Below are 12,601 nucleotides of genomic sequence, written 5' to 3'. Positions count from 1 at the left end.
GCGCAACTCTTGCTACACGATTAAAAGGAAATTAGCTTGAAAGCGACCATATTAACTCGAACTTTTTATCATGGATTGGCTGTGGTTATAGCCATCACTCTATTTGGATGTGCGCCACAAACTAGGGCAGTTTTAACACCCACTGAGCAATTGAACGTTGAAGCGTTTCACTGTGGCGAGCAGTGGATGACAGAGGTCGATGACCTTTTAATAAGTGGTGATGGTAGCGGGCATGGTCCTGATCTTGGCAGCCAAGAATGGCAATCGGTCATTGAGTTTAAACTTGGTGTAAGAAGTTACTCGGATAAGCCCGACCGTAGCACGCAGGATTGGTGTCGCTATATTGACGAGCACTTAAAACAACATACCCTACATACGCCTTCATTCGCTTGTAACGAGGTAAGAGCTGGAAGCATGGAAGCCGTTATTTGTGATAGTGCGGTGTTGTCTCGACTGGATAGCAGGCTCAATTCTGTGTATGAAAAAATTGTAAAAGAGCCGCATTCGAAGCAGCTTCAAGCCGAGCAAAGAGGGTGGATAAAAGGGCGTAATGCGTGTTGGAAATCTAGCGATAGCACGCATTGCTTGAAGCAGTCGTATATTAACCGTATCGCCGAGCTTGAGGCTCGTTTTGCATTAGTAACTAGCTCCGGGCATACGACGTATCTCTGTAACGATAAGTTATTATCCGTTTTTTACTATGATACTCAGCCACTAAGCATGGTCGCAGAATTTAATGACAGTGAAAAGCTGATGTTCATCGATAACTCCGCCAGCGATACTCATTACCGCGGTGGCGATTATCACCTTAAAGTACAAAGTAATGTAGCAATATTAACTTGGGGTTATTATCAACAGCCCATCCAGTGCAAAGTTACAGTAGACTAAGTTTAGAAGCACATTAGCGCTTCGAGTTGAAGCGTTAATCACCGGTTGAATGATAGCAAATCTTGTCGAGCATCATGATAATAAACGAGTCGTCTTTTGCTTTTCCTAAGAACTCCATTGCGTTAAATTCAAACGTCCCATCAGATTTGACTTCGTATTGAAGAAGAAAATCAAACTTTTCGCCTTCTTCTTCTACATAACCATCAATATTTATGTAGTTTCTGCCCCAATCGCTTGTGAGATAATCCCAAGTGAGTTCGGTAAAAAAATTATTCATAACTTGGCGAAAAGTGTAGTCGCTACACTCTTTAAACGGTGTGTCCTGCATTCTGTCAATTTCTAACTCAGCAGTATAATCGGCATAAGCTACAGATGAAGTGACTAAAAATCCAAGTGCAGCTAGGTTACGTGAGAGCGGTTTCATCATTTTTCCATTTTTATGTCTGACGCGAAATTAAAGTATATCAAGCAATATGAAATATTTTGCTATTCGAACCAAACTACTTTATTTTTGCCAGTATGTTTAGCCTCATACAAAGCTTTATCAGCATCATTTAAATGTCCTGTAATAGACATTTTTTCCATCTCGGGAAGTACCGCTTTTACACCAATGCTGACCGTGAGATGTATTTTCTCTTCTTCTGACAGTGTAATTTCCAAGTTGGATATAGATTCTCTGATAGTCTCAATCAATGCGCTAGATGATCCATGTGTGGCATCAAGCAATACAAATGCAAACTCCTCACCTCCCATTCGCGCGGTAAAATCATCACTGCGTAGCGCATCCTTTATGGTGTAAGCAATCAGCTTAATGGCTTTGTCACCAGCATCATGACCGTAGGTATCATTAATTGATTTAAAGTTATCGATATCTACCATACCAATTAAATAGGGGAAGGATATCTCACCAACTTCTGCGGCTTTTTCCATAAAGGCACGTCGGTTGGGCAGGCCTGATAAGGTGTCGGTCATTGCAAGTTCAAGCAGTTTGTTTTCTGCTTCTTGACGTTCTTTATCGAGTTTAACCGCATAGTATAAACCAGCTAGAGAATCGACTAATGGTTGTAAGAATTTTGCATCTTCTTCGGTATAGTCAAAAAACTTATTCGCAAGTCCAATCATACCGACCAATTCGCCATTGAGCTTTATCGGCAGCCCCAAAAATTTAGAGATCCTTGGGTGTCCTTTTGGTGTGCCTTTCGATGCCGGGTGCTTGCCTCGTTCATTACTAATGACTGTTTTTCCCGTCAGGATCACTGATCCGAACAGATTATTAAAGTCAGTAAAATAGAGATCGTTATCATAATATCTCTGTACCAATTGAGAGCTTAAATCATTCCACTGCATTTCTGAAATGGCATGAATAAAGAGCCTTGGTACACCGGCGGTATGCTCAAGCTCGCCGATCAGCGCAAATTGGCTATCCGCAATGTCGATGAGCTCTTCTAGAATTTCACGGCATGATTTAGACAGATCACCTGTCTTTAAATAGGCTGACTGTGCTTTACTGATAAAAGACAGTAATTGTTTTTGTTTACGCTCTTGCAACTGTGCTTCCATCCGGTAGGTAATATCCCGGTGAGTACCAGCAAGGCGCAGTGCTCTGCCGCTATTATCGCGTTCAACCACTTTGCCATAGGTTTCAATCCATACCCAGTGGCCATCGGCATGTTTCATTCTATAGGAAGTGGTGTAGGCGTCGGTTAACCCTTGTAGGTGCTTGGCTAGGTCTCTTTCTACGTGACTACGATCGGCTGGATGAATAAGTTGGCGGAAGTAATTAACGCTGGTCTCAACGTATTCAAATTCAATTCCAAGCATATCACACCACTTTTTATTAACTTTATTGATATCTGCCGGAATATTCCAATCCCATGTACCTAGCTCCGAGGCTTCGAGCAACAGGCGCATCTGTCGGTTCGTCTCATTGAGTTTGTCTTCGGTGTACTTTTGCGCAGTATTTTCTGTAATAAAAGCCTGAATGCTTGTCATTCTGCCGTCGTGGTTAAAATGCGCCACGGTGATCATACGGATCCAGATCTGTTTTGAGTCTAATGCCATCTCTAGCAAAATTTCAGACGCTTCTAAACCATCCAAGTGGTTTTGTAAATTAAAATGAAATTTCTCAACACTTGGCTCGGTGAGTAAGTCTTCAAAATGCAATTCTCCGGAGCATAAGTGGAAAGCGTCAATACCAATTACGCGTTCAATATTCGGAGAAACCGTACGAATGCGCAGCCCATTATTATACTTCCACTTAATTAACACGATTGGTGAAAAACGGATTAACTCTTGATCTTCAAGGTATAATGAATAGTTTTTTTGTAGCTCTAAAATATTGGTGATAAGACCGCTGATCGTCTCGAGTAAATGAACATCTCGCTCGGCATAGGTTTTCGGTTTGGTATCGATTAAACATACGCCACCGATTGGCTTGCCGTCGAGTCGAAAAGGTACGCCCAAGTATGAGCGAATGTAGGGCTCGCCAGTCACGAGCGGGTTATTGGCATAATTTTCATCCATGGCGGTATCTGGAACAAGTAAAGACTTGTTATGTTTGATTAAGCTCTTACAAAAAGCATCTTGCTCCGGTGTCTTGTCGGCTAGGATCCCATGTCTGGCGATCAGATGTTGCCATTGCCCTTCGATTACAGTGACTAAAGTTATTGGTACCTCAAAATAATCAGATAGGGAGGTAAGTAGCGTATTGAGGTCGGCGAGCGGAAAGCTTGATTCGACTAAATCTTGTGTTAATTCAACTTTTGCAAAAGTATCCACGCCTACTCTCCATTATTTAAAAATGCAGCAAGTTGAGTGGTATTACTTTGTATCTCGTGAGGTAGCGCGGTATCAAGTAACTTTTCCAACTGAATTTCTAGTTCTATCTGTTTTCTTGGCAGTAAGGATTGCTCAATGTTATCCAGTACGAACAGATAGTTATGGGTCGGTGATGGTAATATTTTATAGTTTCTGAAAACTTCTTGCGCCGCAGCTGCCAATTTCGCTGTGGTGAGTTCGCAAGTTGGCAACGCATAGTAAGTGAGAACGGGGTTTATCGAGTAACATAATAGCAGTTCGGTGATAACTTCATAGACGTTAATTTCGTCTGTTACTTCGACTTTTTCTATGGTGATCAGATAGAACTCTTCGTCTTTTGGATTGCTGCGGATCTCACATCTTAAAACACCAAGAGGAGTGTGGTAGATACCATTACCACTAAAGCATGCCGAGAACTCTGCAAGAATCTGAGATTCAATGTCTTTGCTGAGATTATGCTCGACAACTTGGCCTTCATTATTGATTAATACCCGTGGACAATCACGCTTTTTTAGTTGTTCCTGTAACACCGTTTTAAAATAATTATTATTGTATACGTCTATTGCTGCATTAACTTCTTCGAGTAATTTGTCGTTCTCCCATGGTTTACACAAAAACTTATGCGCAACCTTGCTATTAATCATATCAATAAGCATATCGGAGTCGGTGTAACCGCTAAGAATTAGGCCAATTGCACCAGGGTTCATTTTTTTGGCTCGTTTTAGAAAATCTCCGCCATTCATGAGCGGCATTCTAAAATCAGAGATAATAACCTGAACAGGGTGCGTGTCTATGTACTCAAGAGCTTCAAAAGGATTATCAAAACTGACAACCTCTACCGAAGGCAGCCGTATAACTCGTTTTAACGCCTTAAGTATTGACGTTTCATCGTCTAATATCAGTACTTTGTAACTAACTAAAGTATTTGCTTCTGAGTTCATAGAAAAGCTCCAACCAATCTTGGCTCTTTTGATCAAAAAAGATATTGATCACCGTCTGATTGACTTCTTTATTGGTGATAGTGTCTATTAGCAATAATAGCTTCGTAGCATTGCAATCTGAGCTACCCGTTTCTAGGGCTTTAATGAGTGCATACAATTGATCTGTGATGGCTGACTCGTAGCCAATTAACGTGGCAGTATAAAGGGCGATATGCAACTTCTCGGTATAGCAACTCTGTGGGGAATGACATTGGCTTTCGGTTATAAGTTGAGCTATTTCTGAGCCGAGCTCGCCAAGAAATAATAAAGATTGAAGAAAAACAATGCGCTCAGAGTCAATTGATGCGTCATGTAGCTTATGTACCAATTCCTTAAGTAACTTGACCTTTCTAAAGTTAATATCGCTTAACTGCTCACAGTTTGCGATATCATATCTGGCTGAGACCATATTGTGATAACACACAGAGACAATAATTGCAGAAACCAAATCTACACCGAGCGTCTTAATTGCGGTAGAGAGGGAGTATTGCTTAGTCGATAATCCCACATAAGCACTGTTACATAGGTGGAATAATTTAGCTTGAATGAGCACCTCTTGTTCCAGCATTGCTTCAAGCTTGTGAAAATCTAAATCAATGTCTTCAATTTTACTTAGCAAGATAGGCAATTCGTTTTCAATGAAAGTTTCATTTAGCGCACGCTTTATTGCTTCACTTAATGGCAGCTCATTGAGTCGATAAAAAGCGGTGATAACCTCATCGAATTCTTCTCTTCTAAATGGCTTAGCGACGATAAAGGTCGCAGAAATTGAAGACTTACACAGTACCTTGCCTGTGGTATCGCCGGTTAACAACACGGTGAGGACTTGTGGATAACGGCGCCTCACGATATTGATTAATTCAACACCGTTAATCGATGGCATAAGGTAGTCACTCACTAAGATGTCGATGCTCGCTAACGTATCTAGGGATTCTATGAATTGTTTAGGTGATGAAAAGGTCAATATTTCAGCGCCTTCCATGCTGATTTTGAAGTGGCGGTGGAGCGACTTCAACATTAACTCATCATCATCAACGAGCACAATCCGTGGCACTAGGCTTTTAATAGACATAGTGAGTAAACTCCTCAAGCAAAACAGGTTTTCCGATGAGATATCCTTGTACTTCATCGCATTTTAACTGTTCTAGAATTTCAAGCTGTTCCACGGTTTCTATACCTTCAGCGACAACTTTTAATTCAAGGTCGTGAACTAATCGAATAACATTTTGGACAAGATCTCGAGCTGATTTCGAGCTGTCGATGTTTTCAATCAGGCTTTTGTCAATTTTGATAACATCCACTGGCAATTTTGAAATATAGCCCAATGAGGAATAGCCCGTACCGAAGTCATCGATGGCAATGGAGAATCCGATTTCTTTTAATTGTAGTAATTTAGTTTTAGCTTGCTCGAGATTTTCTAAAACAAAGTTCTCGGTGATTTCTAACTCGAATTGCTCGGGTTTGAGCGAATACCTTTCAATAATCGAATACATGGTTTGTACAAAGCAGGGATCGGAAAGTTGATAAGGTGAAACATTCACTGCAACTTTTTGGATCTCAAGTTCTTCCTTTTGCCATTCGCACAGTGCGATACACGCCTGCTCAAGCACCCAAGTTCCTATTTTGACTATTTGTCCGTCTTTTTCTGCCAACGGAATAAAATAATCTGGTGAGTTAGCGCCAAACTGGGTGTTCTTCCAGCGAATTAACACTTCACAACTATTGATTGAATGTTCATTTAAATTAAGCTTGGGCTGGAACCTTAGATAAAACTCATCATTATCAACGGCGTTAAATAATGCTTCAGAGACTTTATGCTCGTTTAGTTTTTCTGAAAGCAGTGATTGCGAATAACGCATATAGAAATCAGTGCGTGACTCGCAAACAAATTGGGTATAGATAACTAAGCTGTCTATTGCTTCCGAGAGTGGCTGCTCAGGCTCAATCATGGTATACGAGACAGAGAACTTGATTTGGATATTTTTGCGAATGAAAAATTGTTTAATTGAGTTGATTAACTCATCTAAAAACTTGTGTACCTCAATTTCACTTTGTACTGAATCTAGCCAGAAAATGGCTTGATCAAAGCTGATTTCAAGCATCGAAAAATGAGTCGCTTCGCTCAATAGAGCATGATCTATGATTTTTTTAAACGTATCAGAATATATTGGGGTATTGGAAATAATATTCTTAACCAACAAATCTCGAATTTTCAGGCAGATCATGACAGAGTTATCGGTGCGATTGATATGTTCGAGAAAGCCCAGTTTGCTCTGATAGAAGTTAGGATATTTATCCTGCTCGCTGGAGAGGGGTTTAATGATAAGTAAGTAGCTGGATTCTGTTTTTAGCTTGAGCTCAACTTGGCATAACACCCCTGAGCTTTTTAGTGTTGCAATTCTACGCTCAGTAAAATCATCAAGGCATTTATCACTTTCAAAATTAAACAGTTGAAAGAAATTACCTTTATTGACCTCGTTCAACACTAATTCCGTGTAAGCGTAATTGCAATCGATGACATTACCTATGGTATTTACTTCGACTAAAGGTGCATTATTATTACGCAGGATTTGGGTTTTTAATTCGTTTTTGTGATGGTTTGTGAGTGCCGCTTCTATCGTTGTGTACAGCTCTTCGTTATTCCAAGGCTTGGATAAAAACTTAAAGGTATTATTCGCGTTGATCAGCGACTTCATATCGTCATAATCAGCTTGTCCACTGAGCACGATGCATTCGATACTAGGATCATGCTTTTTCACTTCTTGGATAAGCTCTTGGCCATTCATGTTGGGCATTCTGAAATCAGTAATAAGCACATGCGGTTTGTGCTCTTGTATCAAACCAAGCGCTTGTCTTGGGTCATCGGTATATACCACTTCATAATGCTGTAAACGCAGAGTGCGTTTAAGCGACTTTAGAATATCAATTTCATCATCAACCAACATGATAGGTGCATTCATAGCTACCCCTGTATTAGCGCATTAATTTTTTCTAACAGAATAGAGTTATCAAACGGTTTAGAAAGGGCATCATTGGCGCCCATCGCTTTGGCCTTTTCAAGTTCTACATCATTTAACGCAGAGACCACCAAAATCTTAATCGCTTTAAATTCTTCTTTTTCGCGGATAAATGAGATCACTTGAAAGCCATCCATTCCCGGCATGGAAAGATCGAGCGTGATTAAACTTGGTTTAAACTCCGAGATGGCAATGCCTGCCATAAAGCCATCCCCAGCTTCTTGTATCAAATAATCGTTGCCTATCACTCGTCGTATCGCTTTTCTATACTGGGGCTCGTCATCAATGATAAGCACCTTAGCTAAATCCCGTTCTTTATCAGAGTGTAGACCACTTTCTGCGATTTGATAGTCGCTAATAAAGTCTTGCGAAAGGGGGATTTTGTGCTTGTTTAAAAAGGATAAAAAGTCTTCAAGTAAGACACGGTAGTTACCGCGTCCAGGAAGCTTATGACCTTTTAATTCGCCATTGGCAATCCAACGACTCACACTGCGTTGGTGTACGTTACAGTAACTGGCTATTTCGCTTGGTTTAAGTGTTTGCATAGTCTTTTTGCTTTAATTCTCTTACCTATTGGTATAGCACAAGAAAACTAATAAGACAAAAGCGACATTAGAGACAAAGAAAATAGAGTATGTTTATGAGCTAAAGGTATCAAGGCGGGGAGCCTTGATACCATCATGAATGTATAAACCTATAACACCATCGCGGCTATCCAGCCGAAGCAGAGTAGTGGGATGTTGAAGTGAATAAATGTAGGCACCACGGAATCCCATATGTGATCGTGCTGGCCGTCGGCATTTAAGCCAGAAGTTGGTCCAAGTGTGGAATCTGATGCAGGAGAGCCCGCGTCGCCTAGAGCGCCCGCGGTTCCCACCAAGGCGGCGGTAGCCATAGCAGAAAAGCCAACTTCTAGAGACAAAGGTACAAATAGCGTGGCAATGATTGGCACGGTTGAAAATGAGCTGCCAATTCCCATGGTAATAAGTAAGCCAACAAGCAAAATCATCGCAGCGGCAAGCGGTTTATTGTCGCCTACAAAATCGGCACAACTTGCTACTAAACTTGCCACATCGCCCGTTGCTTTCATGACAGAGGCAAAGCCTTGAGCTGAGATCATGATAAAACCTATCATTGCCATCATCGCCACGCCTTTGCTGAAAACATCGGAGTTTTGTTCCCATTTCACAATACCAAAGAGGCTAAAAATCATCACGCCAACGAGCCCACCTAATATCATTGAGCCACTGTTATTTTGTGCAATAAGAGAAGCCAACACCGCAGCGCCGCCGACGATCATCACTTTAGTTGCTTCTTTGCCTTCCGGTACTGTGTTTGACTGAGTACGTTGCTGTTGACTCACCTCATAAACTCGCTTTTTACGATAAGTAATGAAAACGGCAATCAACAGGCCAATCAGCATACCAAGCGCAGGGATCACCATAGCGTATGGCACGTCGAACTTAACCAATTCTAAACCATTGTCTACAAGGTTTTTATGCAAAATAGAGTAAAGGTAAATGCCACCGAATCCATATGGCAACACCATATAACTGGTCGCTAAGCCAAACGTTAAAATACACGCAATCGCACGGCGGTCTATCGTCAACTTGTTCAGTACGACTAATAGCGGCGGAATGAGGATAGGAATAAACGCAATATGGACTGGTACGAGGTTTTGCGACGCAATCGAGCAAGCCAAGATGATTACCATTATAAACATGCTTAAAAACGTTGAGCCTTCGCTATCATTGGCGTTAACCAATTTGAGCAGCTTTTGCGCGAGAATTTGAGTTAAGCCAGACTTTGAAATAGCAACTGCAAACCCACCTAACATGGCATAGCTTAAGGCTATTTCTGCGCCACCAGATAGCCCATCATTAAAAGCGTTTAAGGTTGTCTTCAAATCTAAACCGGCCACTAAGCCCGCAGCTATTGCACTGACGGTCATGGCGACAATTACATTTATTCTAAAGAGGGTTAACCCCAGCATGAGCAAGACGCCCAAAATAACAGCATTCATACTATTTTCTTGCCTTTCTTTTTATTGATTTATACAACCTCTTCAACTCACCAAGCTCAAGTTTATTAAGTGGTTTTTGTTGATACTGTGACTTTTCAATTAATTGATAAAACTGCCAAAGCGACGCATCTAACTCTGGAAATAACTTACATAACTCAACAATATGTTGTTTCGCCGTAGTGCCACTTAGCTGCCCTTTGAAATCGGACACTATAGCATTGTAATAGATAAGTTCGATAGGGCGTTTATGCCGAGTAAGCTGCTTGCTAAGGTAAAATAGCGCAATTGAGAGCAAAAGCAGCATAAACAGAGAAAATATTCCGGCCCAAAGTTGACCATTACTCCCAAACCACTCTTTAAACAGAGCGCCTTGCTTTTCTTTGTCAAAATTAATGACGACGCGAGTCCACTGATAGTCAAGCTCCTCGAGCTGCAATCGCAACCAATTAATAGATTGCCAATTAGACAACCCAATTAAGCTGTAGCCCAAACCGCTTTTGAACTCGCTCGATAATTGTTCTAACTGAGAAAGACTCCCTGTCATGCGCTCTGGGGCAATCCAGGCGGTTGGGTCTAAGCGTTGCCAGCCAATTCCCGGCGTAAAATATTCAACCCAAGCATGTGCGTCATATTGATAAACGCTGTAATAGCCTTGATTGTCATTTTTTTCACCGCCCAGATAACCAGATACCAAGCGAGCGGGGATACCCGCGCTGCGTAGTAGAAATGCCGCGGCAGAGGCGTAGTGACCGCAAAATCCATTAAACGAGCTAAATAAAAAGTCATCAATCCTATCATCAGATTGCGCTGTAGTTGGTGTTAGGGTATAGACGAAACCATTTTGCAAAAAATAGCGCTTCATTAATTCAATGAATTGGCTCGTTGTTGTCGATTGACTATCCCAATCGCGGGCCAGCTGCCTTGCCTGTTGATTAATGCCGTCAGGTAATGCGGTGCTACGCCTATAATACCAAGGTCTTAACGAATCTTGGGGTTCAAAGTCAGTGAAATCGATTTGATACTCGACAGGTTTTGCTGATAGGTTTTTCAAATAGACCGTGCCAAACACATTACTATTCAACTTAGCGCTTTTCGAATAAGAGTATGACAGGCCGTACAACCAAGGAAGTTGGCTTGGCTGTGCAATAATGGTTGCTGCGCCAATCGGGTCTTTTGGCAACGCTCTGACATTGGTACCTTGATACTCAGAGACTTTCCATTGCCGTCCGTCAAATTCATCATGAATAATAGCTCTCCAATAGAAAGGTCCCGTTTGTCGAGTGTCCTCAAATGACGCCCGAAACACCAAGTCGCTGGACTGGGATAAGTTTGCAATATTGAAAGGATCTACATTCTCAGATAATCCTGTTTTTGCTTGATTCTGCGGTGCAGGTAACTGCCAAAATGCCGGGAGTTTTGGTAAAAAAACAACTAATAAAGTAGCCACGGGCAGCACCAATACCAATCCCTTTGCGCTTACCTTAAGCGCAGATTTGAACCTTAGGTTTTGCTCGAGATTAAGCATGATAGCTAAATTAACAGCCAACAAAATTAATACCAAAAATGCTGCAAATATACTTTGTGTAAAAAGAAATAAGCACGGGTAAGTAAAGAAATTCAAAATACATATTTGTGTAAATTGGCGGGCTTGCGTGGCATGCACTTGTTTAAGTAGCGATGCAACCAACATCAAAGCCACGAAAACATTCACGCTGTTTTTTAGACCTATTAATGAGGCCGTTGCAATGGCGCCGAGTAAAGTGACCAAGTTAATAAAGCGAATGCTTAACACGCTTGGTTTAGTCACCAACCTCGATGCTTGCCATAGTGTTAAAACGGTACATAACCCGACAAAGCCGATACCAAAATCATCGACAAGAATAATGCTCAGCAGCCATAAAAATAGTGATGTGCTGTAGTACCATTTTGGGAAGCTAGAATTCACTTAATGCCTCCAAGCAACTTAGTTTATGGGTTTCACCTTGACCGAACGGGATCCTGTTTTGTTGCAATAACAGGGCATAACTTGTTTGTTGCTTGTCGGCGTCAAGCACCATAGTACAGAGTTTACTCAGACGTTCTTCTTTGCTGCCTGAAAGCTTAGAATAATCGAAAATAATGCGGTGTAAATCGGCCGACTCCGGTGCATTCTGTTTAATTAACATTTGGTCAGTCTTGGCGTAATGCTTCCAAGAAACGCGGCTTAAACTCATCCCTTTTTGATATTGAGAAAGATGGTCGAACTCAACTGAACGCTCTTTCTTTTGTATGCTTTGGCTAGTATTCGAGGCACTGCCGAAGCTAAACTCTGTGTCTATAACGGGCAATGGAGTAGGGTACACGTAGAAAGCATCGTTTGGTTTTATATACGACCAGGTACGAATAAGGCCAAATGGGAAGTAGCTGAGGATTTTAATTACCCCCGTATCATATACGCCACGAGGTAATTCAGGGGCACTTAGCTCGAGAACTTTTTCATCACTCACTTTGGAAATATGGGTAGCCGTTTGGTTGTATTCACTTGATAGTCTGAGAGATTGGATCTCTGCGCTAGATGAAATACTGAGTCTAATAGATGAACTATATGGGCTAAAATTAGCATTACTTCCCAAATATCGGACATTTGTATTGTTCAAGTTAAAAAAACCTAAAAATAGGGCGGCTATCATCATCACAGCCATAATGTAGGACACTGCAAGGATTAGATTATTCTGATAGTTGATCCCCAATACAAAATTAAGCAAAGCCACAGCGATAAAAAAACCGCCATCCTTAGATGGCAGTATGTAGATATTATTATGAGATAACCGTATTTCTGAGCGTTGATGTCGTTTATAAACATGCTGCTTAACTTTCCGTTTCAAGCGGTTAATCAT

10 protein-coding genes are annotated in these 12,601 nt (G+C 41.3%); 1 reads left to right on the top strand and 9 read right to left on the bottom strand.

The features are described from left to right. The first annotated feature begins 36 nt into the window (after window positions 1-36). Window positions 37-888, top strand: a complete 852-nt coding sequence (locus A587_RS0109680; RefSeq protein WP_017217415.1) for a lysozyme inhibitor LprI family protein — start codon at window positions 37-39, stop codon at window positions 886-888. A gap of 34 nt (window positions 889-922) precedes the next feature. On the opposite strand, the gene A587_RS0109675 is transcribed toward A587_RS0109680, so the two are convergent. The 9 genes from A587_RS0109675 to A587_RS0109635 form a co-directional block, all read right to left on the bottom strand. Further along, window positions 923-1,315, bottom strand: coding sequence for a hypothetical protein (locus A587_RS0109675; protein ID WP_232288044.1), 393 nt, complete (start codon window positions 1,313-1,315; stop codon window positions 923-925). Window positions 1,316-1,374: 59 nt separating this feature from the next. Further along, window positions 1,375-3,666 (bottom strand): sensor domain-containing diguanylate cyclase, encoded by a 2,292-nt coding sequence (locus tag A587_RS0109670; RefSeq protein ID WP_017217414.1) that lies wholly within the window; start codon window positions 3,664-3,666, stop codon window positions 1,375-1,377. 2 nt (window positions 3,667-3,668) lie between these two features. Beyond that, the gene (locus A587_RS0109665; RefSeq protein ID WP_017217413.1) at window positions 3,669-4,646 is read right to left on the bottom strand and encodes a response regulator; all 978 of its coding nucleotides are present in this window, start codon (window positions 4,644-4,646) and stop codon (window positions 3,669-3,671) included. Continuing rightward, window positions 4,618-5,757 (bottom strand): response regulator, encoded by a 1,140-nt coding sequence (locus A587_RS0109660; RefSeq protein ID WP_017217412.1) that lies wholly within the window; start codon window positions 5,755-5,757, stop codon window positions 4,618-4,620. The genes A587_RS0109665 and A587_RS0109660 overlap by 29 nt, the downstream gene beginning before the upstream one ends. Then, window positions 5,747-7,645, bottom strand: coding sequence for an EAL domain-containing response regulator (locus A587_RS0109655; RefSeq protein WP_010604754.1), 1,899 nt, complete (start codon window positions 7,643-7,645; stop codon window positions 5,747-5,749). The genes A587_RS0109660 and A587_RS0109655 overlap by 11 nt, the downstream gene beginning before the upstream one ends. 2 nt (window positions 7,646-7,647) lie before the next feature. Continuing rightward, window positions 7,648-8,247 (bottom strand): response regulator, encoded by a 600-nt coding sequence (locus A587_RS0109650; RefSeq protein ID WP_017217411.1) that lies wholly within the window; start codon window positions 8,245-8,247, stop codon window positions 7,648-7,650. Window positions 8,248-8,396: 149 nt separating this feature from the next. Continuing rightward, entirely contained in the window at window positions 8,397-9,725 is a 1,329-nt protein-coding gene (locus tag A587_RS0109645) for a Na+/H+ antiporter family protein (RefSeq protein ID WP_017217410.1), read from the bottom strand. A 1-nt stretch (window position 9,726) separates the two neighbouring features. Next, window positions 9,727-11,670, bottom strand: coding sequence for a transglutaminase family protein (locus A587_RS0109640; protein WP_017217409.1), 1,944 nt, complete (start codon window positions 11,668-11,670; stop codon window positions 9,727-9,729). Continuing rightward, complete coding sequence (locus tag A587_RS0109635) at window positions 11,660-12,589, bottom strand: DUF58 domain-containing protein (RefSeq protein WP_232288043.1); 930 nt, start codon at window positions 12,587-12,589, stop codon at window positions 11,660-11,662. The genes A587_RS0109640 and A587_RS0109635 overlap by 11 nt, the downstream gene beginning before the upstream one ends. Window positions 12,590-12,601: the final 12 nt, after the last annotated feature.

It is taken from the genome of Pseudoalteromonas sp. NJ631, assembly GCF_000276645.1.
GTDB lineage: Bacteria > Pseudomonadota > Gammaproteobacteria > Enterobacterales > Alteromonadaceae > Pseudoalteromonas > Pseudoalteromonas piscicida.
Note: the sequence above shows the minus strand (reverse complement) of the source record. Positions and strands in the feature narration are given on the sequence as shown.

What these genes read in the sequence shown, in the direction of transcription:
- A587_RS0109675 (WP_232288044.1), bottom strand. Translation starts at nt 1,315, where the DNA reads ATGATGAAACCGCTCTCACGTAACCTAGCTGCACTTGGATTTTTAGTC.
- A587_RS0109665 (WP_017217413.1), bottom strand. Translation starts at nt 4,646, where the DNA reads ATGAACTCAGAAGCAAATACTTTAGTTAGTTACAAAGTACTGATATTA.
- A587_RS0109660 (WP_017217412.1), bottom strand. Translation starts at nt 5,757, where the DNA reads ATGTCTATTAAAAGCCTAGTGCCACGGATTGTGCTCGTTGATGATGAT.
- A587_RS0109655 (WP_010604754.1), bottom strand. Translation starts at nt 7,645, where the DNA reads ATGAATGCACCTATCATGTTGGTTGATGATGAAATTGATATTCTAAAG.
- A587_RS0109650 (WP_017217411.1), bottom strand. Translation starts at nt 8,247, where the DNA reads ATGCAAACACTTAAACCAAGCGAAATAGCCAGTTACTGTAACGTACAC.
- A587_RS0109645 (WP_017217410.1), bottom strand. Translation starts at nt 9,725, where the DNA reads ATGAATGCTGTTATTTTGGGCGTCTTGCTCATGCTGGGGTTAACCCTC.